Below are 23,581 nucleotides of genomic sequence, written 5' to 3'. Positions count from 1 at the left end.
ATATGACATTTTTAAATGATGCTAAAAAGGGGAGAGTAACCTACTTCTGGTTAAAAAAGATGCTTATATGAATCACCATAAAACAATCCCGTTCTTGCATCTGCAAGAACGGGATTGTTTTGTACTTTTATCCCACTTTAATGGGCAGTAAGACCCCCACCTCAAAATGCAGCGAAAGTAAAGAATTTAGGTGGGGGATCAACTGCCCATAAAAGTCCGATTGGTTCAACTAATAATCAGTGGGGGATGAAGAAAATCCCCACTGATTAAAGTTTCACTTTATTTAATATGAGATGGACTTGTTTTTCGAATATGAAAAATAATATCAAATTGCTCAAGCAATGACGTATCAAAGTATGCCGATTCGTTCGGTAAGAGTCGTGCTCCTATACTTAGTAATGGTCTTTTTGCTTTAACCCATTTCTCTGCTGGTCCTTTAAGGTGACGGTTATCCAATAAAAACATTTTATATGGTACTTTTCCGAGGGTATAATTGAAACTATTTACATTTTGTGGAATCGGATCCGTTATAATTTTATCTTGGGTGTCGTTGTATAAGGTGAAATTCCCCTCCGTAGTTGTACTGCCAATTGTGACATAATTATTGTCTAAACGTTCCTTTAAATACTGCCCCGCAACATAAGGGTATAATTTCTCATCGATAATTCCTTTAGCTATATGAATATTGTGTCCCCATACCATCGTTTTACCACCCAATGTCTCTTGCGCCCACATTGCATGATCGGCCAAGTATTGCTCATGTAGCTTTAACACACTTGGATAGTCGTTAGGAATTAGCATTGTGGTATATTTCTCTATTACACTTGCCGTTGCTTTCGCCCAGATGTACTCGGGTGAAACTAATTCTGTTTTGGCTTGCCCATTCTCATCTTTTAGTAATTGGGCTACTCTCTCAGCGTTTGCTTTGAACTTTTCCTTTATTTCAGGAGCAAGGTCCATATATTCCTGTAAACCTCCATTAAAAGCCGACAATTCTTTATAATTTTCTTCTACTTCTGCCAGCAAATCTGGTCGATGCAGCCTTACATAATCAATTACTTTATTAAAGCAACCTTGGTCCAACTCCTTGAAGTCGAGCCCAATAAATTGGATCTTTTTTTTATTGGATGGATCAGCATTATAATCTTTCATCCACTCAACCATGGCTATAATTTCATCAGTAGGATATAACAAGTTTAAAAATTCCCTAGGGTTTCCTTTTCCTGTTTGGATATATTCATTTAGTTTTAAGCCGTTTCCCCAATCTTCTTCCATTGTGAAATTTGTAAAACCCATCTCAGTAACCAAATATTTCACAAGGCGAAACTTCATAGTGAAAATTTCAGAGCTTCCATGAGTATTCTCTCCTAATCCTACATATTGTGCGCTCCCAATCATTTTCTTAAGTGGTTTTAAATCCTCAAATGATTTTGACGGCTCTATCGTTTTTAATGGGTAAGCCTGTGATTGTATTGATTTAACTATATTTTTTTGGATTGATTGACCTGAATTTTCGACTGCTACTGTTTGAGCCTTTCCTACTTCTACACATCCTGTGACTAATAAAGCTGTACTAACCATTGCAATTATGCTTTTCTTATTCATTTTTTCCACCTCAATTGAATTATTTGTAAAAGCAAGATTGATTCATGTACTTGCACGAATCAATTGCCTTAATTCAATTGTTATCTATCCCATATCATATTTTCTAGTTACATATTGTCATAAGGTTAATTGACACAGGTCATAGACTAATCATTACACTTTTGTACTATCGGCCATGACAACTTATAAATAATAATTACATTGATGAGTCGTAAGTAAGACTAGACTATAAATTTGGGAGGGATTTTAAAGATGAATGAATCTGTATACAAAAATATTTTTATTCTAAGTTGTGTCTGTAGAAATGACAAGAAGTAAATTCGATAAACAAGTGAATTATAGGGGAAGGGCGGATTACAATGATATTACACGCAAAACCGTTCCACAATAAAGATAAAATCCAACGTGCTAAAATAGGACTTCAACTCTTTCTGAGTATCTTAATCATTACTTCTATTATCCTAAATGTAGTAGTAATGATTACGAAAAGTAAGACGCTTATTGTGGTATATATGTTTACCCCAGCATTATCTTCTATTTTGACTCGCATAATACTGAAAGAAGGGTTTAAAGATGTATCTTTTAGTCTCGGTAACTTAAAGATATGGAAGGGGATCGGTTTTGCTCTGCTAATACCTATGATTATTTGTGGAATTACTTATTCTATCGCCTGGTTGAGTGGAATTGCAGGGTTTCAGCATCCCGAAGGTGGTATGATGTTAGAACCGATCTACAATATGCTTGGGCTTCAGTATGTAACGGCACCATTCAGCTTCATTTATCTAGTGGTATTGAGCGGCATTTTCGGAAGTTTGCTTAACTTAATCCCAGTTTTGGGAGAAGAAATGGGTTGGCGAGGTTATATGCTCACAAGGCTAGTCGATGCAGAGTTTTCACGGCCCATCCTTATTAGTGGATTGATTTGGGCAACGTGGCATGTTCCAATAGTTATTGCTGGTCTATATGTAGCGGGACCATCTGTCGTTCTTTCAGTACTTGGTATCTATCTTTGTATTGTACCATTCGGTTATATTATAGCTTATTTACGACTTATCACAGGTAGCATTTGGCCTTCGGTTATCATCCATGCTACTTGGAATGCCATTATTCAAGGACCTTTCACACGTGCAAGTACAGGGTATCAAACTGAGATTTGGATTGGAGAATCTGGCTTGATAACCGCTATTATTATATTAATTACTGCAATAATTACGTCTCGAATAGTAAATCTTACTAAATAGCATACGGATGTGTTTCAAATTCAACTGGTGAAATATATGCAGGTGTCGGTAGTACACAACAATATTTACAGAAAGCAGCTACGTATACTTATGAAGGTGCAAATGGACCAAAAACGATTCGTTTGCGTAAAGGAGACTTAGCAGGAGATAAGCACCCTGTTACAGGTATTCCGTATGATGCTGAAGGATTTCCTATTTTTGAATCAAAAGGCGAGGTAATGTTAAAAGAGGCAGATTTCAAAAAGTCTAGAACAACACAGTCTAGAAAGTGTAGTAAGGCATTATATGAACAAATAATGGGAAATCCTGAATTAGCTTTAAAATTTACGGATGAAGAAATTCAATTATTTAAAATGGGAAAAACTCCAGAGCATTATACATGGCATCATCATCAAGACACTGGAAGGATGCAACTTGTAGATTATCAGACTCATCATGATACTGGTCATACAGGTGGATATAAAATTTGGGGAAAAGATAGCGATAAATAGGGAGGTATTTAGCCATGAGTCACATTACATGGATTAATGTAAATGAAAAAAGAGTAACAGATGACCAAATAAAACAATTAGAACAATACTTAAATATTAAATTTCCTAATGATTTTATTGATTGTGTACAAAAATATGATGGTGGATATCCAACGCCAGATACATTTAACATTCCAAATCAAGATGAAAATTCACTTAATAATCTTTTAACCTTAGATTCTGATAGAAAATATTCAATTCTAGAAACATATAATAGTACGAAAGATAGATTACCTGACAAAATATATCCTTTTGCTAGAGATCCATTCGGCAATCTTCTATGCTTTGATTATCGAAACAACACTGATTCACCAATAATCGTATTCTGGGATCATGAGGAAGAAAACATAGAGGAAGCAATATATCCTGTTTGCTCAACATTTACAGAATTGCTTGCTAGTCTACGTGATTTCGAAGAAGAAGATTGAGGGAACTAAAAAAACGTCCTAGAATTCTAGGACGTTTTTTATGATTTACTAATTTTCTAACCATCATCCGCTTTCTCAAGTTTAATTACGATTACTTTTTTGGATTACCTTTATATTACAGCATCAACAGTTATTGTAGCTGAACGAGCTTTAAACAAGATTACTGGAGATACGGAAACAATATGGATTCAAGAAAGTCAATAACTGTGATGTAGAAAGACATGAAAGTAGGAACTAATTATACAGTGTAGAATGCTGAATTAACTATAGACACCTTTCATTTGGTACCCATTTTCTTGTCCATATATTGAGACAAGAAAATGGGTACTTCTTAAAGAAGTAATTAGTACTTTGCACACAATTATGAATTTATTTGTATGATGGTGTGATTTTTGAAAAAAGAACAAAGAAATTATTAACTATAAAGGTAAATAATGAAGTAAATATAAAAGTAATACAAACAAAAGCGAATATAGATAAAAATTTATTTATACGAAAAAAATAGATGTGATTAGATTATCAGAGAAAATTCAATAACTTCAATTGTGAAAAGATAAAAAAGGAGCGGAAATACGCTCCTTTTTTATTTACCTTACTATTTTTAGGGGAATTATATGGATAACACTTTTATTAATGGAAATGTATTTAATTTTTTTCTGGAATATATGTGAAATGTTGTATAAAATAATCAAGAAAGTCAAAAATTATGGGGGAAAGTTGTGAAAAAAAATAAGAGTTTAATAAGTTTTTTAGGAGTGTGTATCATGTTGTTTTCTTTTTGTTTCCAGGGAAATGTACAGGCAGATGTAAATACTGTTCAATCCGGAAAAATAAAATCAGGAAACGTAACGGTATGGGAAGTAGGCAATGTAGAGAAAGTGTTAGCAGATGTAGAACGTTTGAATTTAAATACGGTGAATGTACCGGTCCAAGTTGATATTCCGAATGTGAATTCTGCTAATATGGTAATTAATCAGGCGCAAAAGCAACAAGCTATTATTTTAATTCAAGAATTATTAAAGCGTAATATTCAAGTTATAGTGGAACCATTCCCATTTATTCAGCAAGGAAATATTGGAGAGACGGAATGGAACCCGAGTAATATTAACGATTTTTTCTGGAATTGGAAAACGGTTGTTTTACAAGATATTTTTGATTCCATTACTAGTAAATACAATGTGTATGGACTCAAGATCGCTTCTAATTTCGTGAATATGGAATATGCAGAAGGATACTGGAGCGATACAATTGATTTTGTTCGTAAACAGTATAAAGGAAATGTTTTGTATCAAATGAACTGGTGGTTAACTGCAAGTTGGGATCCATCTTATGAAGCGAAGTTTCTGGAAAAAATAAATCGTCCGTATTTAAAAAAGGTGGACATCGTAAGTATTGATAGTTGGTTTGAAGTTTCAGGAAAAAGAAATCCATCATACGAAGAAGTAAAACAAAGTTTATTTGCGACGACAGTATACAATCGTGGTCAAAATGTCGTTCAGCAACTTGAGAAATTACATAAAACAACAGGAAAGCCAGTTTATTTTGGTGGATTTAACGTTCCAGCACGTGAACTTGGACTGCAAAATCCGTGGAACCCAGATGTTACGAATGTGTTTTCAAAAGATGTACAACTTAACGGGTGGCGTGCTTACCGTGATGTATTAGAACCGAAGCCGTATTTTAAAGGTTTTTCAATATGGTTTATTGGCTCTAATGATAGTAATCATTCGTATCAAATACATAGTAAAGAAGCAGAGGCAGTTATTAATGGATGGTATCGAAAATAATTTTTATAAAATAGGTAAGTTTTAGAATCCATTACATATATTTTAGTGAAAGGCCTTTCACCATCTTATCACCTAGGGGGCAATCATAATGAAATTTTTGTCTTACCTTACAGTAATACTGGTGATTCTTGGCGGTTTGAATTGGTTGTTTGTGGCGTTAGATTATAATGTAGTTGAGGAATGGTTTGGTTCTATGCCGGCGCTTGTGGATACCATTTATTGGCTCTTTGGTCTTTCAGCTATTTATCAAATTTTTGATCGGTTCTTTACGAGTAAGTAGCTATTATAATTTATTACTAGAGTGTTAAGTACGATTATGTACTTAACACTTTTTTGTATGTTTATAAAAAATAAGGTGCACATGCAAGCGATTCCATTGCGTCTTACGCCATAATAACGGAAAACAAATTGACCGTATATTGTATATGGGTTATAATTCAGAAAGTTTAAATAATAACAAAGAAGAGAAATAGGGAGGTTATCTGGGTGATGGAGAGAGTGTATAATTTTTCAGCAGGACCATCTATACTCCCTTTGCCAGTTTTAGAGAAAGTGCAAAAGGAGCTTGTGAATTATAACGGGACAGGCATGTCTGTTATGGAAATGAGCCATAGATCTTCTTATTTCCAAAGTATTATTGATGAAGCTAGTAGCTTACTTCGTGAATTAATGAACATTCCTGATGAGTATGAAGTTTTATTTTTACAAGGTGGTGCGTCATTACAATTTTCTATGATACCGTTAAATGTAATGAGTACGTATAAAAAAGCTGGGTACGTACTGACAGGATCATGGTCTAAAAAGGCGCTACAAGAAGCAGGAAAATTAGGGGAAGTACGAGTGATTGCTTCTTCTGAAAAAGAGAAATTTACTACGATTCCTAAAATGGATGATTTACCAAATGATGAAGAACTAGATTATGTACATATTACAACGAACAATACAATTGAGGGGACAAAATATGTGGATATTCCACATTTAGAAAGAGTGCCGCTCGTTGCGGATATGTCCTCAAATATTTTATCAGAACAATATGATGTTACGAAGTTTGGCCTCATATATGCGGGTGCGCAAAAGAATTTAGGGCCAGCGGGCTTAACGATTGTAATTATAAAAAGAGATTTGATTGGCCGTGCAAATAGTGCTTGCCCTACAATGTTAAACTATGAAACTTACAGTAAAAATAACTCCTTATATAATACACCGCCATCTTTTAGTATTTATGTAGCGAAACTTGTACTAGAGTGGTTGAAAGAACAAGGCGGGGTATCTGCGATTGAAGAACAAAATAGAATGAAATCTTCACTTCTTTACAATTTTTTAGATGAATCTAAATTTTTTACTTCACCAGTTGATCCTACGTATCGATCACTTATGAATATTCCGTTTACAACACCGTCAGAAGAGCTTAACAAACAGTTTTTACAAAAAGCAAAAGAACGCGGTTTCGTTACGCTAAAGGGACATCGCTCAGTAGGTGGTATGCGTGCAAGTATTTACAATGCGATGCCAGTGGAAGGTGTTGGGCAATTAGTAGCTTATATGAAGGAATTTGAGCTTGAAAATAGATAGGGAGATGGGAATATGTTTCGTGTTCAGACGTTAAATCAAATTGCGGAAAAGGGTTTGCAAATTTTTGATGGAAATCACTATGAAATTGGAGACAAAGTAGGTCATCCAGATGGTATTTTACTTCGCAGCTATTCTTTACATCAAGAAGAGTTTTCAGAAGATTTAAAGGCGATTGCAAGAGCTGGTGCCGGTGTAAATAATATTCCTGTTGAGCGTTGTACGGAAAAAGGGATTGTAGTATTTAATACGCCAGGGGCTAATGCAAATGCAGTGAAGGAACTTATTATCGCAAGCCTTATTATGTCTTCCCGTAATATTATAAACGGAGTGAGCTGGACGAAAGAGTTGGATGGAGAAGAAGTACCCCAGCTTGTTGAAGCAGGGAAGAAGCAATTCGTTGGATCAGAAATTGCGGGGAAACGTTTAGGTGTTATCGGTCTTGGCGCAATCGGTGCTTTAGTTGCGAACGATGCGTTAGCTTTAGGGATGGATGTTGTCGGATACGATCCGTATATATCTGTTGAAACAGCATGGCGCCTTTCTACGCAAGTACAAAGAGCGTTTAGCCTAGATGAAATTTTTGCAACTTGTGACTATATTACACTGCATATTCCACTTACGAATCAAACGAAAGGGATTGTTGGTGAACACGCTATAGAGACGATGAAAAAAGGAATGCGTCTATTCAATTTCTCAAGAGGAGAACTTGTAGATGAAAATGCTCTTCAAAAAGCGTTAGAAGAAGATATTATTACACATTACGTAACAGATTTCCCGAATGAAAATGTTATAAAGATGAAAAATGTAACAGCGACGCCTCACCTTGGTGCATCTACGTCTGAGTCTGAAGAAAATTGTGCAGTAATGGCAGCTCGTCAATTACGTGAATATTTAGAGACAGGAAATATTCGTAATTCAGTAAACTATCCAAACGTAGAGCTTCCGTATATCGGAAAGAAACGTATTACAATTATGCATCAAAACGTTCCGAACATGGTAGGACAAATTACAGGATGCTTAGCAGAACATCATATTAATATTGCCGATATGATTAATCGTAGTAAACATTCTTGGGCATACACAATGATTGATATTGATAACGGAATTGATGATATAATTAAAGAGAATATTGTAGAAAATATAAGCAAAATTACAGGTGTTGTAGCCGTTCGAATGATTGTGTAAAGGAGAGAGGAATTTGGCAAAAATCCGACCGTTTCGGGCTATTCGTCCAGTAGAAGAAAAAGCAGTGCAAGTTGCAGCTTTACCTTACGATGTATTAAATAGTGAAGAGGCAAGAGAAGTTGTAAAAGGGAATCCATATTCTTTTTTACATGTTGATAAAGCAGAAATCGATTTAGATCCGGCACTTTCACCGTACGATGATCGCGTATATGAAAAAGCGGGTGAAAATTTAAAGCAATTTATACAAGAAGAAGTGTTCATTCAAGATGAAGAGCCAGCACTATATATTTATGAACTGACGATGCAAGGACGAACACAATCAGGCCTTGTCGTTTGTACATCTATTGACGAGTATGAAGATGATACAATTAAAAAACATGAAAGAACGCGTCATGAAAAAGAGCTAGATCGTATTCGCCACGTAGATGTGTGTGATGCAAATACGGGTCCTATCTTTTTAACGTATCGTACAAAAGAAGATGTGAAACGTATCATCGCAAGCTGGAAAGAAGAACATGCGCCAATCTATACATTTACAGCAGAAGATGGTGTGGAGCATATTGCTTGGAAAATAGTTGATGAAGATGTAATTACTACTTTAGTAAACGCATTTGAAGATATTCCTAACCTTTATATTGCAGATGGACATCATCGTTCAGCATCAGCTGCAAAAGTAGGAGTTATGCGAAGAGAACAATATCCGAATTACACAGGAGAAGAGGAATTTAACTTCTTCCTATCTGTTTTATTCCCTCATGATGAACTATCTATTTGGGACTATAACCGAGTTGTGAAAGATTTAAATGGCTTATCAGAGGAACAGTTTTTAAAGCAAATTGCACAATACTTTTATGTAGAAGAAGTAGGGATTTCTCCATATAAACCAAATGAGCCAAAAACATTTGGTATGTATGTAAACGAGAAGTGGTATAAGCTTACAGTGAAAGAGGAAACGTTTGATGCGAATGATCTCGTTAGAGGTTTAGATGTTTCTATCTTACAAGATCATTTATTAAGCCAAGTACTTGAAATACATGATCCGCGATCTGATTCACGCATTGATTTTGTCGGAGGAATCCGCGGGCTAGAAGAACTAGAACGTCTTGTGAAAAGCGGTGATTATAAAGCAGCTTTCTCATTATATCCGACATCAATGGAAGCTTTATTAGCAATCGCGGATGCTGGAGAAGTTATGCCACCAAAATCAACGTGGTTTGAACCAAAACTGCGCAGCGGGTTGTTTGTTCATTCGCTAAAATAAATATAGACTTCTATAGTTTTGAAAAACCGAGATGATTTTTAATTTCGGTTTTTCTTATATAAAAAAGAAACATCAGTTTAGTTAATTAGGAACTGTTTTTAAGGAGGGGAATGAATGAAATTGCAAGTAGGCGAAAAAATCACCTTTGAACGAACTTTTACAAAAGAAGATGTTGTTTTATTTACAGAAGTATCTAAGGATGAGGGTATCCATCATGTTACACCAGATGAGCAAGGACGATTTGTTGTACAAGGACTTTTAACATCAACACTGCCTACGAAAGTGGGCGGTGATTATAACGTATTAGCGCGCAAGATGGATTTTGAATTTTTACGCCCTGTTTATAGTGGTGATACGATTCGTTGTGACGTAACCATTGAACAATTTGAGCCCGATGAAAAAAATCGGACAAAGATTATTGCAATGTTTATATGTAGGAATCAACTTGAAAAGGAAGTAATGAAGGGGAGTTTTTCGGGGATTATTCTTTAGTTAGTAGGAAAAGTAATGAAGAAGTGGGGGCCCCATGCCTCTCAGGCTTAGATTTTTAATTCCCCCCTAACGAAAATTTTATGCATCGTTGAATACTGATAATAAGACGTTATGTAATATACTCTGTTCTTTTCTTAACTATTAGAAGAATAGTTGGATAAGCTCGTCAACACAAAGGACATTCCTAGTATTACAAGAAATGTCCTTTCCACTAAATTATGGGATATTTCGCTAAAATTCAAACTCTAAAATTAGTTTACTAGTTTGACCTGTAAACTGATAATTATAGGACCCTCTCAGATTTTCTAAGTTACCGGTAGCTTTAATAATTGTTCCTGGGGAATCTAGATTTCCTTTATCAAATATTCCTTGCTCTATAGCTGTAAATGTCCCTTGTTGCCCCTTATAAATTCCTTCAAAGTGTAAAAATCCAGAAATTTTAGCAGTAGCCAAGTGACCATCATTTATATTTGAGTCTAAATAATATAATAAGTATTCAACAAAAGCTTTTCCTTTTAATTCACCATCAATATCATATTCAACATGGGCAATATTAATAGGGAAATCTTTTCTAGTATCATCAATTAGTTTTTCATCCCATTTACTTACTGTAAATGTTACTTCCATACACGTAATCTCCCTCCAATTATATACTTTTAAAAAGTATCAATTCACAGTCATATCTCATAGGAGTGATTTTATTTATTGGGGTCCTGCCATATCGCTATCAAGCTAATAAAATAAAATACTCCCTAAAATGAAAAAATACGCTATTCTTTCTGTAGGATCAGGAAAACATAATTATAAAACTTATGGCTATACTTATTAAAAGTTGCTCTTTATTCCACGCCACTCTCTAAAATAGAGAAAGATCCATTTTCACAATCAATTTCTGCCATCGCACCGTAAGGCAAAATAAACTTCGGTTCGGTATGGCCAAAATTTAAATTATAAAGAATCGGCAAATCTTCTAAATTATGCTCCTTCATTACTTGCAGTATTTCGTGTTTATATTCTTCATAATATGTTTCGTCTTTTGGTTTACCAAAAATGATGCCTTTTGCTTTTTGCAGAATACCTTGCGCTGCGTAATTTCGTAACCAATACTTTATATAACTTGGTTCTGGATGATCTTCAGAGGTTTCAAAGAAAAGGATACTATTCTCCCAATGTTTTTTCTCAGGCCAAAGCTCCGTTCCTTTTGCAAATTCCAATACTTCTATACAACCACCAATTAAGCGTCCTTGTACAGTAGTAGAGCCTTGAAGTAGTTCATAGCCATTGTTTTGCTGCATTGTACGCCTTTTATCCTTATTTATCTCTATCCATTCTAAACGCTCACTCGTCCATTCATGAGCTGGTTGAATCTCGCCAATAGTCTCATTTGAAAAGAGAGTTCGATTTACCATTTCGATAGTATATGGATCCATCTCTACATTTTCGGCAAAATCAGTTAAGATTGCTGGACCGTAAAAAGAGGAAATTCCTGCTTTATGGCAAAACAAATGTGAAACGGTAACGTCAGAGTACCCCATAAAAATTTTCGGGTTTTCACGGATCACATTAAAATCTATATAAGGAAGTAAGCGGATGCCATCTTCACCGCCAATATTCGCAATAATTGCTTTCACGCGCGTATCTTTAAAAGCTGTCATTAAATCTTCCGCACGAGCCTCAGGATTGTTATAAATGAATTCGCTACCTTTTAAACTATTTGGCATTGGGACAACCGTAAGACCGAAAACTTCTTCTAATCGCTTTACTCCTTGTTCATACCGCCATCTTATCTCAGAATCGCCTGCGCCTCCCCATGAAGGGCTTACTGTTGCCACAATATCACCTGGCTGTAATCTGTTTGGTTTTATTAACATGTTAACTCCGCTCCTACATAATGTAATGGACTACGACTATACAAACTGTAGCTTTGAAAAAATATGATGCATGACATTAGTTTCTTCATCATTAATCAGTTTACCTGCTGTGATTCAAGAATTCAGTCTTAGTGTTGAATTGCATTTGAGAATTACAGTATGCAACATTGCATAAGAAAGATGGTTGCTATTTTCTACAACCTGTAACTATAATAGTTACAGGTTGGTCGTATCCAATCAAAAATACAATCATCATGAATGGAGATGTTACATATGGGTATGAAAAAATTAATTTTAGCAGGTGCTTTAGGTATCGCAGCATTATCAGGAACGAATTTACCAGGGTTAGAACTGTCAAAAGCGAGTGCCGCTTCTATTGAATCAAATTTCTCGACGTTAGAAGGGCGAGTAGTAGAAGTAGATAACGGTGTAATTGTTGTGAAATCTAAGCAATATGAGGAACCTGTTAGTGTGTATATAAATTCCCTTTCAAATGTGAAAGTAGGGGATGAGGTTAAAGCTACTGGATCTATGATGCGTAATTTTACGGAATATATGATTGCAAATACAGTTGAAAATACTTCAAATAAATTAGGCATGCACATGAAAGAAGACGGTTCTCCTGATTATGTGATTGGGGAAGTATCAAAAGTAGGAACGATGGAAGATGGGGGAGACGGTTCTACTAAATATGTCGTAGTTGAGTATCCATCGCTAAACGGGAAAAAAGATATTATTGATGTTTTCTTAACGAAGGGACAAGTATTTAATTCGGGTGAGAAAGTAAAAATTGATATGAAGTATGTGGGCTGGGGCGGAAGTTCTATTAACTGGAACACAACGGACAACATTGAAAAAGTTCATGAGGTAAAGAGCAACGCTGAAAATAATGATGATGTTTGGATTTGGTCTTAATTAGACGCTTGTAAATAACAAATGTATCATGCAGTACCCATCGAATCATCATATGTATGATAATTCGATGGGTACTTTTTTGTTTTATGTTTTTTTGAGAATAACGGATTTCCGATTAGAATATGATGTTAATACTGGAGCGAAGGTTGAAAAAAACAATATGGAAAGAGGTGTTTAAGGGTGGAGCGAGATGAGGTTTATTTACGAGCTAAAAAAAGGGTAGAGAATTTACAAGCGTTTTATATTCATTTAACGGTCTATATTCTAGTGAACTTAATGCTTTTTATTATAAATATAAGCTCTGATTCAAGTAAATTATGGTTTTTATATCCACTTGCAGGTTGGGGGATTGGTATCGTTATACACGGATTGACAACTTTTCCATTTGGGATATTCGGAAAAGAGTGGGAAGAACGAAAAATTAAAGAATATATGGAGAAAGATAAGTAAATTTATTTCTGGAATTTATGAATTACAATAGTATAAGTATCTTTTAGAACATAGTATATTTATAAAAAAATCAACTTGAATCTGCTGATAAGGAATGTAATTTGATTATTCTATTTTCAGAATAATACTGAGCATAGGTTATCGTTTTGTTTTAGTTTAAAAAAATGGGATACAAAGCAGTAAGGTGTGACGCTCGTGGTAAAGACCTTACGGAGGGTCTCCATTCATATAAATCTCTTTAAATAAACAAAGATGCGAAGTCTCTTTTATGACTTCGCGTCTTTGTTTTTCTGTTTAAAAGGATTAATGAACCATTCTCGTATTCACATAAGTGGCTAATATAACATGCCCAATAATAATAGGAGAAATAATTTTGTAAATGAGGTAATAACGATAGAGAAGCGAAGAGATGCATCGCTATACTTCTAAACTTAATTCATGTACATTCTATAAATCGTTGGGCTCGTTTAGAAAGGTTCCGATCTTTCAGCCATATAATCGATGATTCGGACTGATAAGGAAAATCCATTAAATCTACTATTTTTATAAATTCTTGCGGGATATGAGATACAGCGCTTTTAGGTAAGATAGAGGCGCCGATTCCAGTCATGATAAGCATAAGAATAAATGCTGAGTCAGGACATTCACATGCTATATTTAATTGAATACCAAGGTTCTTGCATTCATCAATGATGAGTTGATGATAGCTGTTTTCTGTATCTTTATGTAAAAGTAAGAGGGGAATATGACTTAATTCAGTTAGAGGGATTGGAAGCTGTGAGTGATATAGTTCCCATTTAGCAGGCATGACTAATACGAATGGTTCCTTTGATAAACTAATACTAGAAAAAACATCTTTATTAAAGGGCGCGCGCAAGATAGCAAGTTCGATATACCGATTTTCTAATTGCTCTATTAAGTATAAAGGGCCACCTTCCCATATTTTTAAGTTCACATTTGGATAGTTATCTCGAAAATAGCGGATTTTTTCAGAGAGAAAAGGAATGCAAGAATGGAATGCTCCAATAGAGAGGTTCCCCCTTAGCCCTTCACCGGTATCTTTAATCTCCGTAATGGTTTCTTCTAATTGTTGAATAATATTTTTAGCTTTCGTATATAAAATTTTACCTTCTTCAGTCAAATGCATATTTCGACCGTTTCTTTCAAATAAGCTTACGGATAATTCTTGTTCTAGTAGCGATAGTTGTCTACTTAGAGGTGGCTGTGCCATATGAAGCCGCTGGGCAGCACGGGTAAGCTGTCTTTCTTCAGCGATTACAATAAAGTAACGAAGTTTTCTTATATCCATTTGAAAGTCCCTTTCTATACCTTTTTTGTATACAAAAACAACCTTATAGATAGTTTTCATATAATATCCCACATGATATCATAAACAAAAAGTTTTAAAAATAGAAAATTCTAAAAATTTAAAATTCGAACCGATAGAGTAATAACTTGATAATAGATCGTATCGTTTTGAGGGGGGATTTTTATGAAAGTTTCGTTATTTATTACTTGTTTATCAGATATGTTTTTTCCTGAAGTAGGTAAGAGTGTCGTAGAAATTATGAAACAATGTGGAGTGGAACTAGATTTTCCTGAAGGACAGACTTGTTGTGGGCAACCAGCTTACAATAGCGGATATCAAGAAGAAGCAAAACTAGCAGCAAAGCAAATGATAAAAGCATTTGAACATAGTGAATATATTGTGACGCCTTCAGGGTCTTGTGCTAGCATGGTTCATCATTATTATAAAGAGATGTTTAAAGATGATAGTGAATGGTATGAAAAAGCGGTTCATTTAGCGGATAGAACGTATGAATTGACGGTTTTTTTAATAAATGTACTTGGAAAAAATGATTTGAAATCTAAGTTGGTTGAGAAAGCTGTTTTCCATCAATCTTGTCATATGAGTCGTGCGCTTGGGATAAAAGACGAACCACTTAAGTTATTATCGCAAGTAGAAGGTTTAGACGTAAAAGAATTACCATATTGCCAAGATTGCTGCGGGTTTGGTGGCACTTTTGCAGTAAAGATGAGCTCGATTTCTCAAACGATGGTTGATGAAAAAATAAAACATATTGAGGCGGCAGAAGCAAATCTCTTAATTGGAGCAGATATGGGATGTCTTATGAATATTGGAGGAAGGTTGCGCAGAAAAAATAAAAACATTCAAGTGTTACATGTAGCAGAAGTACTGGCAAAGGGGCTGAATAAATGAGTGTGGCGGGGGAACAAAAATTTTTGAAAAGAGTAGATAAAGCGTTGCAAAATCCGCAGATGAGAAGCGCGGTACCATTGACACAAGATAGGCTTCGGATGGGACGGGAACAAGCTACACATGAATTAGGAAATATTGAAGAATGGCGTGAGGCGGCATCTGAAATTCGGATGCATACAATTGAAAATTTAGATAGTTATTTGGAACAATTAGCTACTAATGTTCGGAAAAATGGGGGACATGTTCATTTCGCTTTCAAAGCAGAAGATGCCGTATCATATGTTTCTGAAATCGCAAGGAAAAAAAGAGCGAGAGCAGTAATTAAGTCTAAGTCTATGGTTTCAGAAGAAATACACCTTAATAAAAGCTTAGAAGAGATAGGGTTAAAAGTAGTAGAGTCTGATCTTGGGGAGTATATTATTCAATTAGCTGGAGAAGCTCCATCCCATTTAATTGCTCCAGCCATTCATAAGACGAAGGAACAAGTAGCAGAGCTTTTTTCTAAGGAAGCTGGAAGGAAAATCCCAGTTGATACGAATCAATTACTACAGTTTGCTAGGGAGCAATTGCGTAAAGAGTTTTTAGAAGCTGATATTGGTATTTCTGGTTGTAACTTTGCGGTAGCGGAATCTGGATCAGTTGTTCTTATAAGTAATGAAGGAAATGCTCGTCTTACTACGACATTGCCAAAAGTTCATATTGCTATTATGGGGATGGAACGTCTCGTTCCGACATGGAAAGATCTTGATGTAGTCGTTTCGATGTTAACAAGAAGTGCTACAGGCCAAAAAATTACATCTTATGTAACTGGAATTAATGGGGCACGTTTACCTAATGATATGGATGGGCCTGAAGAATTTCATTTAATTATTCTAGATAATGGTCGTTCTGATATTTTAGGAACTGCTTATGAAGAAGTATTAAAGTGTATACGGTGCGGAGCTTGTGTAAATGTTTGTCCTGTGTATCGTAATATTGGGGGCCATGCTTATGGAAGTGTGTATAGCGGACCAATCGGGGCAGTACTAGCGCCTTTATTAGAAGGATATGAAGAATTAAAAGAATTACCTTTTGCATCCAGTTTGTGCGGAGCGTGTACAGATGTTTGCCCCGTGAAAATTCCTTTACATGACCTTCTCATTGAACATCGTAAAGATGTGGTGGAACTAGGGTTTATAACGAAATTTGAGCAGTTGGCCTTTAAAGGTTTCACGTTTATGGCGAGTCATCCATTCGTTTATGAGAAAGCTATTAAAATGGCACATACAGGTTTATCGATATTTGCAAAAGATGGATATATTGCGAATGGCCCAGGCCCGTTAAAAGGGTGGACAGAAAGTAGAGATTTTCCAAAACCTGCGAAACAATCATTCCGTGATTGGTGGAAAAAAGAAAAGAGGGATTCATAATATGAATATGGATGTACAAGAATCTTTTTTAAACAATATCGCATGTAAACTAAACCGAGAACGTCGCTCGGGGGTCACTCCTCCTAGGTGGAAAAACAATCCACTCAGACACTTTCCTAAAGAGATAGACCACGAAAGTTTAGTAGAGCAGTTTATTGCAAATTTGCATACTTTACATACAGAAGTAAGTCATATATACCGTTCAGAAATAGAGAGTGCACTTCAGTACGTTGTACATAAATTTAATGTTCAATCTGCGGTGTATTGGGATGATGATAGATTACATCAGCTTGAAATAGGAAAGTATTTAACAGGAAATTTCGTTTCTCATCGAATTTGGCAAAGTAAAGAAGGTGAAAGAGAACTACGGGATTATACAGCTCAAGTAGATATGGGAATTACATATGCCGAAATGGGACTTGCTGAGACTGGAACAGTTGTTTTATGGAATGGTGGCGGACGTGGACGTTTAGTTAGCGTTTTGCCAGCAGTTTATGTAGCAATTCTCTCAGAACATACAATTTATAGGCGCTTAACAGAAGGAGTAACTAGCATTCACGAACAGGTTTCGAATGGATTACCTGCCTGTATTAATTTTATCACTGGGCCTAGCCGGACAGGTGATATTGAGATGGAATTAGCTTTTGGAGTGCATGGTCCTGGAAAGGTTCATGTCATTTTATTAAAGGATTAGAGAGAAAAACAAAAGAATACGAGGGGGAGTGGGGATTTTGATGAAGAATAAATTTCGTTATTATGTCTTTACAATGCTCACGTTTATTACGATGGTGAATTATATTGATCGAGGGGCCATCGCTTATGCGCAGTCTTTCATTATAAAAGAATATGGCTTTGACCCGAAGGAATGGGGAGCTATATTAGGTTATTTTGGTTACGGTTACATGATTGGTTCTTTATTAGGAGGTATTTTTTCAGATAAAAAAGGACCGAAATTTGTATGGATCGTAGCAGCAACCGCTTGGTCTATTTTTGAAATCGCGACCGCTTTTGCTGGAGAAATAGGGATCGCTGTTTTTGGAGGATCTGCTTTAATAGGATTTGCTATCTTCCGAGTTTTATTTGGATTAACAGAAGGGCCATCTTTCGCGGTTTCGAATAAGACAGCAGCAAACTGGGCAGCCCCAAAAGAAAGGGCTTTTCTAACATCCCTTGGTTTTGTTGGTGTTCCGTTAGGTGCAGTATTAACTGCACCTGTAGCGGTTCTGTTGCTATCTTTCACTAGCTGGAAAGTAATGTTTTTTATCCTTGGTATAATTGGGATTGTATGGGCGATTATTTGGTATTTTACTTTTACGAATATGCCTGAGGATCATCCACGAGTGACAAAAGAAGAATTAGCTGAAATACGAAGTACGGAAGGTGTACTTCAATCCGTAAAAGCAGAGAAAGAAATTCAAAAAGAGCCATGGTACTCCTTTTTTAAAGTTCCGACATTCGTTATGGTTACGCTAGCATATTTTTGCTTCCAATATATCAATTTTTTAATACTAACTTGGACACCGAAATATTTGCAAGATGTATTCCATTTTCAATTATCGTCCCTTTGGTATCTTGGGATGATTCCTTGGCTCGGAGCTTGTATAACATTGCCGCTAGGGGCGAAGCTATCTGATCGTATTTTACGTAAAACAGGGAATCTTCGTTTAGCTCGAACAGGGTTACCAATTATTGCTTTATTCCTTACAGCAGTTTGTTTTAGCTTCATTCCCGCGATGGACAATTATGTAGCTGTATTAGCGCTTATGTCGCTTGGAAACGCGTTTGCTTTTTTACCGAGTTCATTATTTTGGGCGATTATTGTCGATACGGCTCCTGCTTACTCAGGAACATATAGTGGAATTATGCATTTCATCGCTAATATCGCGACAATCTTAGCCCCGACTTTAACTGGATACTTAGTTGTAAGTTATGGCTATCCTTCTATGTTTATCGTAGCTGCCATTTTGGCCGCTATTGCAATGGGGGCAATGTTGTTTGTGAAACCAGGGCAGCAAACTAAGACTGAAAGCTTATTTAACTGGAGAAATAAGAAGGGGTTAGAGGAACCTCGTGCTAATTTTGAATGAGTAATGAAGTGAATCTGAATAGTGGTATATGAAAAAACTCCTGAATTTGCATACTAAGTATGCAAATTCAATGGAGTTTTTTTGTTTGAAGAAAAAAAGTAGAAAGTGAAGTGGTCAATGAAACAAAAAGAAAGCATTTGAATGAATCTTTTTTTCGAATCTACATCCAAAAGTGTGGGAAGACAAAATGTAGAATCCAATTAAGAGGATATCAGTGATAGTAATCAATACTGAGGTATAAGCGGGGATAAAATGACATATAAATCTCTATGATCAGACGCTTGATGCGAAGTCTATTCTATAGCTTCGCCTATTTGCTTTGTATTCGAAGTTAGTACGAGTGAGTATTCATACTCTTTTTTTTTAGCGTGAATTACTTGTGAAATCAAAACTTTATTTGTCGTACATAATAAATACAGTTGTTTTACTTTTTTAATGACATGTGGGTATAGGATAAAGTTGTTTTATCATCCTATATTAAAATAAAAATAAACCACTGTTCGATTTGAATATTCCACGATATAATGGTGAGAGTTTATGACAGAATAAATATTTACATAAGAAGTGAGGTACTATATGAAAAAAAGAACGACAGACATTATTTTTATTATTATCGGTGCATTTCTTTTTGCGTTAGGTGTCAATTTGTTTGTTATCCCGAACGAGTTTGGTGAGGGTGGGGTAACAGGTATCACGATTATTACGTATTATTTATTTGAATGGTCACCAGGCTTAGTTAACTTAATTTTAAATGCGATTTTGTTAATAGCTGGTTATAAATTTTTAAATAAGATTACAACAATTTATACGATTATCGCTGTAGTTACGAACTCGCTATTTCTTCATTTAACAGAAGGATGGACAATTGCTTCGGATGAAATGCTCGTAAATGCCATTTTCGGTGGAATATTTATTGGATGCGGGATTGGTCTCATCATTCGTGTTGGTGGAACAACAGCAGGTACTACCATCTTAGCAAGGATGACGCATAAATATTTAGGCTGGAGCATTAGCTACGGTCTACTGTTCTTCGATTTAATCGTTGCGTTTTCATCTTATTTCATCATTGGTGCAGAAAAACTGATGATAACAATTATTATGCTATATGTAGCAACGAAAGTGATGGAATTTGTAATTGAAGGTTTAAATCCGAAGAAGGCCATTACGATTATTTCTGATAACCCGAATGAAATTGCCGGGAAGGTGACTACCTTAATGGGCAGAGGAGTTACCGTGTACTCAGGTCATGGCTATTACACGAAAACTCCGAAAGAAATTCTTTATATTGTTATTAATAAGCAAGAAGTAGTGAAGCTAAAACGGATTGTTCAAACTACAGATCCAGCTGCGTTCATCGCTATACACGATGTTCGTGACGTATTTGGAGAAGGATTTGTTGATATTTCTAAGGCTTAGAACTTATTTTTCATTAAAATAATCTTAATACTAAAACGTAAGAATCTATTTTGAATAATCTTTTTTCAAAATAGATTCTTTTTATTTATCTTAAAATGTTGGTTCGTTTTTCTTTTTCTTGCAAAAAAACCAATTGTTTCTTAATGTAAGAATGTAGAAGGATGAACAAGAGAGGGTTTAATGAAGATGATACATATTTTATTAGCTGATGATGACAAGCATATTAGAGAGTTATTACATTACCATGTACAAAAAGAGGGGTTTAAAGTTTTTGAGGCTGAAGATGGAAAGGTAGCTCAAGGCATATTAGAGAAAGAAAATATTCATCTTGCGATAGTGGATATTATGATGCCGTTTATTGATGGCTATACGTTATGTGAGGAAATTAGGAAGTATCATGATATACCTGTAATTTTATTAACCGCGAAAGATCAGTTAGTTGATAAAGAAAAAGGATTCATTTCTGGCACGGACGATTATATTGTAAAGCCATTTGAACCAGCTGAAGTAATTTTCCGCATGAAAGCACTATTGCGTCGTTATCAAATGCTTAGTGCTGATATTATTAAACTCCACGGAACGACAATTGACCGAAAAGGGTTTGAGGTGAAGTGTAACGGTCAAACGATTTTACTACCGCTGAAGGAATTTGAGTTATTATCACAACTTGCTAGTTATCCTGGAAGAACATTTTCGAGAGAAGAATTAATTGAATTAGTATGGGGAATGGATTTTGAAGGGGACGAACGAACAGTTGATGTTCATGTAAAACGTCTTAGAGATCGTTTCTCAAAACGAACAGATGATTTTCAAATTACGACAGTGCGCGGGCTCGGTTATAAGTTGGAGTTGAAGTAAGATGAAATCATTGTATTCTAGATTTGTTTTTATGACGGTAGGGATTATGCTACTTAGTAGTGTAATTGGCTTTTTATTAACAAATGTATATTATCAAGTAAAGTTAAAACCGTACAATAGTGAAAAGATTTTAATGTATGCTGAGGAAGTAAAATCATTATATGAAAAACAAAGTGAAGAAAATAAAGAGGCATACTTACAGTCTATTGCGAAATTAGGGTATGAAATTTATATTGTCGATGATCAAAAGAATGGAAAACGTATCGGTAATGCGTTTCGTAAGACGTCTATTAGTGATGATACCGTTCATAAAGTATTGAATGGCGAAACGTTTAATGGTGTTTCTACGTATCCAACACGTCTCTTTATTACAGGTTTTTTCGATAATGAATTAATAAATAGTGTCGGCGTACCAGTGCAACACGGTGATAAACAGTACGCTTTATTTATTCGTCCTGACATTCAGAACCAATTTGGCGAGATGCGAATTTTCTTAGCGGTATTACTTGGGTTTATCGTACTATTAAGTATTATCTTTATAGCGATTGCAGCAGGTTATATCGTTCGTCCAATTCGAACATTTACGAGAGCGACTCAAAAGATTGCAAGTGGTGAATATGATATCGAATTAGATGAAAATCGAAAAGATGAAATTGGTACACTAGCGACTAATTTTCAAAAGATGACAAAGAGTATTAAAGAATTAGATCAAATGAGACAAGAGTTCGTTTCTAACGTTTCTCATGAATTCCAATCTCCGCTTTCTTCCATACAAGGTTTTTCGAAAACATTACAATCGGAGAATATGAGTGAAGAGGAAAGAAAACGTTACTTGAAAATTATTGAGGGCGAAAGTAAGCGGATGTCTAGTTTATGTAAACAGTTACTTACGCTCGCTTCATTAGATAAAGAAGAGAAAGTTCTACAAATGAAAAAGTTTCATTTACAAAAGCAAATTAAAGATGTCATTTTTATGCTCGAATGGAAATGGCGTGAAAAAGATATCGCTGTCGAATTTGATGTGCCGGATATCGTTATAAACGGTGATGAAAACTTACTTCATCAAGTATGGAGTAATATTTTTACGAATAGCATTAAGTTTTCAAACGATGGCGGAACCGTTGAATTTGTTGTAGAAGAATTAGAATCAAGTGTGATGATCTCTATATCAGACAACGGAATTGGTATGGAAAAAGAAGAGATGGATCGTATATTTGATCGTTTTTATAAAGTAGATACAGCAAGAGCAAGAAACGTAGAAGGTAGCGGCTTAGGATTATCGATTGTGCAGAAGATTGTTGAACTGCATCAAGGAACCGTTTCGGTATATAGTACGAAAGGGGAAGGGACTACTGTTCAGGTGGAGCTTCCGAAATAAGTGTAGGAGAAGAGGCTGTTTGGAAACAGCCTCTTCTCTTTTGTCATTTTTTTGTTGGTTAGTCGATATATTTTCACTTACATGTAAAGTGAGAAAAGGTGTTTAATTTGCAATGGAATTGTTAAAAAAATGCGAGTCATTCTATTCTACAATTGGACTAGTTTGTGGAATAAGATTAGCAGGAAGTTTATTTGGAAATGTAGAATCCCTACAGAGTTATAAGGGTTTTATTGAAACTGTAACTATTTAGGGAGGAGATTACTTTGAAACGAATTGACTTGCTTTTAAACGCACTAGATTCAACATTCGATAAAGAGAGTTGGTATGCACCGTTTAAACATGCTATAGAAGGACTTACAGCTGAACAGGCTATCTGGAAACCACCTGGAGAGGGAACGAAAACCATTTGGGAGAACGTTAATCATCTCATTTATTACAAAGAGAGGCTTGCAGCAAACTTGGAAGGCCGTGAATGGACACATAATCTCGACGGTGATGAAACCTTTTATCTTACAAATCAATCTAATGATGATAAGGAATGGAAGAAAGTCGTTGAACGTTCTGAAGATGCTCAAAGTAATTTAAGACAGGTATTGAGTGCAATTTCCGAAAAAGAGCTTGAACAAAATTCATTTGAGGGTAAATTACTGGACATCATGCTTCATGATGCGTATCATACAGGCCAAATTATTCAATTAAGGAAAATGCAGAGGGTATGGCCATCAAATCGTTAACTGAACGTTTTAGTTATTCCATTAAAGGGCGCTATTGTTGAATAAAACTTAGATTTTTAAACAACTTTATTGATATATTTTTTAGTGAAGTGAAGTATCTTACATACAAAATGAAATAATTATATTTTTAACCCCGTCCTA

At 35.4% G+C, this 23,581-nt stretch carries 22 protein-coding genes and 1 pseudogene; 19 read left to right on the top strand and 4 right to left on the bottom strand.

Translation table 11 applies throughout. The features are described from left to right. Positions 1–279: 279 nt before the first annotated feature. On the bottom strand, positions 280–1,605 hold the full coding sequence (locus BAU23_RS25195) for an erythromycin esterase family protein (protein WP_071735379.1): 1,326 nt from the start codon (positions 1,603–1,605) through the stop codon (positions 280–282). A gap of 359 nt (positions 1,606–1,964) precedes the next feature. Here BAU23_RS25195 and BAU23_RS25190 point away from each other — a divergent pair, with 359 nt between their 5' ends. The 9 genes and pseudogenes from BAU23_RS25190 (at position 1,965) to BAU23_RS25150 (ending at position 10,101) form a co-directional block, all read left to right on the top strand. Further along, positions 1,965–2,846, top strand: coding sequence for a CPBP family intramembrane glutamic endopeptidase (locus BAU23_RS25190; protein ID WP_071735378.1), 882 nt, complete (start codon positions 1,965–1,967; stop codon positions 2,844–2,846). Positions 2,847–2,881: 35 nt separating this feature from the next. Next, positions 2,882–3,337 (top strand): annotated as a pseudogene (locus BAU23_RS25185) (HNH endonuclease); the annotation flags it as partial. A gap of 14 nt (positions 3,338–3,351) precedes the next feature. Continuing rightward, on the top strand, positions 3,352–3,804 hold the full coding sequence (locus tag BAU23_RS25180) for an SMI1/KNR4 family protein (protein ID WP_000018400.1): 453 nt from the start codon (positions 3,352–3,354) through the stop codon (positions 3,802–3,804). 719 nt (positions 3,805–4,523) lie between these two features. Then, on the top strand, positions 4,524–5,591 hold the full coding sequence (locus BAU23_RS25175; RefSeq protein ID WP_033656607.1) for a glycoside hydrolase family 113: 1,068 nt from the start codon (positions 4,524–4,526) through the stop codon (positions 5,589–5,591). An 88-nt stretch (positions 5,592–5,679) separates the two neighbouring features. After that, positions 5,680–5,871: a DUF378 domain-containing protein gene (locus BAU23_RS25170; RefSeq protein ID WP_000670797.1), complete on the top strand. Its 192-nt coding sequence runs from the start codon at positions 5,680–5,682 to the stop codon at positions 5,869–5,871. A gap of 209 nt (positions 5,872–6,080) precedes the next feature. Continuing rightward, the gene (serC, locus tag BAU23_RS25165) at positions 6,081–7,163 is read left to right on the top strand and encodes a 3-phosphoserine/phosphohydroxythreonine transaminase (protein ID WP_016129890.1); all 1,083 of its coding nucleotides are present in this window, start codon (positions 6,081–6,083) and stop codon (positions 7,161–7,163) included. A gap of 12 nt (positions 7,164–7,175) precedes the next feature. Beyond that, a complete protein-coding gene (locus BAU23_RS25160; protein WP_000490220.1) occupies positions 7,176–8,348 on the top strand; it encodes a 3-phosphoglycerate dehydrogenase family protein in 1,173 nt (390 codons plus the stop codon). A gap of 13 nt (positions 8,349–8,361) precedes the next feature. Then, on the top strand, positions 8,362–9,609 hold the full coding sequence (locus BAU23_RS25155) for a DUF1015 domain-containing protein (protein ID WP_016129889.1): 1,248 nt from the start codon (positions 8,362–8,364) through the stop codon (positions 9,607–9,609). Between the two features lie 114 nt (positions 9,610–9,723). After that, entirely contained in the window at positions 9,724–10,101 is a 378-nt protein-coding gene (locus BAU23_RS25150; RefSeq protein ID WP_000776362.1) for a hotdog family protein, read from the top strand. A 231-nt stretch (positions 10,102–10,332) separates the two neighbouring features. Here BAU23_RS25150 and BAU23_RS25145 read toward each other — a convergent pair whose 3' ends face one another. Both BAU23_RS25145 and BAU23_RS25140 read right to left on the bottom strand, forming a co-directional pair. Further along, entirely contained in the window at positions 10,333–10,728 is a 396-nt protein-coding gene (locus tag BAU23_RS25145; protein WP_000454079.1) for a DUF3224 domain-containing protein, read from the bottom strand. 212 nt (positions 10,729–10,940) lie between these two features. After that, positions 10,941–11,972, bottom strand: coding sequence for a S66 family peptidase (locus tag BAU23_RS25140; RefSeq protein ID WP_000905891.1), 1,032 nt, complete (start codon positions 11,970–11,972; stop codon positions 10,941–10,943). Positions 11,973–12,245: 273 nt separating this feature from the next. On the opposite strand from BAU23_RS25140, the gene BAU23_RS25135 reads away from it, so the two are divergent. Then, entirely contained in the window at positions 12,246–12,887 is a 642-nt protein-coding gene (locus BAU23_RS25135; protein WP_016129888.1) for a F0F1 ATP synthase subunit alpha, read from the top strand. 180 nt (positions 12,888–13,067) lie between these two features. Beyond that, positions 13,068–13,337 carry a 2TM domain-containing protein gene (locus tag BAU23_RS25130; RefSeq protein WP_000438998.1) on the top strand — a complete coding sequence of 90 codons (270 nt, stop codon included), beginning with the start codon at positions 13,068–13,070 and terminating at the stop codon, positions 13,335–13,337. A 436-nt stretch (positions 13,338–13,773) separates the two neighbouring features. Here BAU23_RS25130 and BAU23_RS25125 read toward each other — a convergent pair whose 3' ends face one another. Beyond that, entirely contained in the window at positions 13,774–14,646 is an 873-nt protein-coding gene (locus BAU23_RS25125) for a LysR family transcriptional regulator (RefSeq protein ID WP_071735596.1), read from the bottom strand. Between the two features lie 183 nt (positions 14,647–14,829). On the opposite strand from BAU23_RS25125, the gene BAU23_RS25120 reads away from it, so the two are divergent. The 8 genes from BAU23_RS25120 (at position 14,830) to BAU23_RS25080 (ending at position 23,440) form a co-directional block, all read left to right on the top strand. Continuing rightward, positions 14,830–15,558, top strand: a complete 729-nt coding sequence (locus BAU23_RS25120) for a (Fe-S)-binding protein (RefSeq protein ID WP_071735375.1) — start codon at positions 14,830–14,832, stop codon at positions 15,556–15,558. Beyond that, positions 15,555–16,967, top strand: a complete 1,413-nt coding sequence (locus BAU23_RS25115) for a LutB/LldF family L-lactate oxidation iron-sulfur protein (protein ID WP_071735373.1) — start codon at positions 15,555–15,557, stop codon at positions 16,965–16,967. Before BAU23_RS25120 ends, BAU23_RS25115 begins: the two co-directional genes overlap by 4 nt. 1 nt (position 16,968) lies before the next feature. Next, a complete protein-coding gene (locus BAU23_RS25110; protein ID WP_071735371.1) occupies positions 16,969–17,661 on the top strand; it encodes a LutC/YkgG family protein in 693 nt (230 codons plus the stop codon). 40 nt (positions 17,662–17,701) lie between these two features. Beyond that, on the top strand, positions 17,702–19,054 hold the full coding sequence (locus tag BAU23_RS25105; RefSeq protein WP_083583410.1) for an MFS transporter: 1,353 nt from the start codon (positions 17,702–17,704) through the stop codon (positions 19,052–19,054). A 576-nt stretch (positions 19,055–19,630) separates the two neighbouring features. Further along, positions 19,631–20,470: a YitT family protein gene (locus tag BAU23_RS25095; protein WP_000747487.1), complete on the top strand. Its 840-nt coding sequence runs from the start codon at positions 19,631–19,633 to the stop codon at positions 20,468–20,470. Between the two features lie 180 nt (positions 20,471–20,650). Then, complete coding sequence (locus BAU23_RS25090) at positions 20,651–21,328, top strand: response regulator transcription factor (RefSeq protein WP_000781976.1); 678 nt, start codon at positions 20,651–20,653, stop codon at positions 21,326–21,328. 1 nt (position 21,329) lies between these two features. Next, positions 21,330–22,706 (top strand): sensor histidine kinase, encoded by a 1,377-nt coding sequence (locus BAU23_RS25085; RefSeq protein WP_071735367.1) that lies wholly within the window; start codon positions 21,330–21,332, stop codon positions 22,704–22,706. A gap of 263 nt (positions 22,707–22,969) precedes the next feature. Further along, positions 22,970–23,440: a DinB family protein gene (locus BAU23_RS25080; protein WP_071735365.1), complete on the top strand. Its 471-nt coding sequence runs from the start codon at positions 22,970–22,972 to the stop codon at positions 23,438–23,440. Positions 23,441–23,581: the final 141 nt, after the last annotated feature.

The sequence above is a fragment of the Bacillus nitratireducens genome (assembly GCF_001884135.1).
GTDB lineage: Bacteria > Bacillota > Bacilli > Bacillales > Bacillaceae_G > Bacillus_A > Bacillus_A nitratireducens.
The sequence above is the reverse complement of the archived record's forward strand: the minus strand, read 5'-3'. Positions and strand labels throughout refer to the sequence as shown.

What these genes read in the sequence shown, in the direction of transcription:
- BAU23_RS25195 (WP_071735379.1), bottom strand. Translation starts at nt 1,605, where the DNA reads ATGAATAAGAAAAGCATAATTGCAATGGTTAGTACAGCTTTATTAGTC.
- BAU23_RS25190 (WP_071735378.1), top strand. Translation starts at nt 1,965, where the DNA reads ATGATATTACACGCAAAACCGTTCCACAATAAAGATAAAATCCAACGT.
- BAU23_RS25180 (WP_000018400.1), top strand. Translation starts at nt 3,352, where the DNA reads ATGAGTCACATTACATGGATTAATGTAAATGAAAAAAGAGTAACAGAT.
- BAU23_RS25170 (WP_000670797.1), top strand. Translation starts at nt 5,680, where the DNA reads ATGAAATTTTTGTCTTACCTTACAGTAATACTGGTGATTCTTGGCGGT.
- serC (WP_016129890.1), top strand. Translation starts at nt 6,081, where the DNA reads ATGGAGAGAGTGTATAATTTTTCAGCAGGACCATCTATACTCCCTTTG.
- BAU23_RS25160 (WP_000490220.1), top strand. Translation starts at nt 7,176, where the DNA reads ATGTTTCGTGTTCAGACGTTAAATCAAATTGCGGAAAAGGGTTTGCAA.
- BAU23_RS25150 (WP_000776362.1), top strand. Translation starts at nt 9,724, where the DNA reads ATGAAATTGCAAGTAGGCGAAAAAATCACCTTTGAACGAACTTTTACA.
- BAU23_RS25145 (WP_000454079.1), bottom strand. Translation starts at nt 10,728, where the DNA reads ATGGAAGTAACATTTACAGTAAGTAAATGGGATGAAAAACTAATTGAT.
- BAU23_RS25140 (WP_000905891.1), bottom strand. Translation starts at nt 11,972, where the DNA reads ATGTTAATAAAACCAAACAGATTACAGCCAGGTGATATTGTGGCAACA.
- BAU23_RS25135 (WP_016129888.1), top strand. Translation starts at nt 12,246, where the DNA reads ATGGGTATGAAAAAATTAATTTTAGCAGGTGCTTTAGGTATCGCAGCA.
- BAU23_RS25125 (WP_071735596.1), bottom strand. Translation starts at nt 14,646, where the DNA reads ATGGATATAAGAAAACTTCGTTACTTTATTGTAATCGCTGAAGAAAGA.
- BAU23_RS25120 (WP_071735375.1), top strand. Translation starts at nt 14,830, where the DNA reads ATGAAAGTTTCGTTATTTATTACTTGTTTATCAGATATGTTTTTTCCT.
- BAU23_RS25115 (WP_071735373.1), top strand. Translation starts at nt 15,555, where the DNA reads ATGAGTGTGGCGGGGGAACAAAAATTTTTGAAAAGAGTAGATAAAGCG.
- BAU23_RS25110 (WP_071735371.1), top strand. Translation starts at nt 16,969, where the DNA reads ATGAATATGGATGTACAAGAATCTTTTTTAAACAATATCGCATGTAAA.
- BAU23_RS25105 (WP_083583410.1), top strand. Translation starts at nt 17,702, where the DNA reads ATGAAGAATAAATTTCGTTATTATGTCTTTACAATGCTCACGTTTATT.
- BAU23_RS25095 (WP_000747487.1), top strand. Translation starts at nt 19,631, where the DNA reads ATGAAAAAAAGAACGACAGACATTATTTTTATTATTATCGGTGCATTT.
- BAU23_RS25090 (WP_000781976.1), top strand. Translation starts at nt 20,651, where the DNA reads ATGAAGATGATACATATTTTATTAGCTGATGATGACAAGCATATTAGA.
- BAU23_RS25085 (WP_071735367.1), top strand. Translation starts at nt 21,330, where the DNA reads ATGAAATCATTGTATTCTAGATTTGTTTTTATGACGGTAGGGATTATG.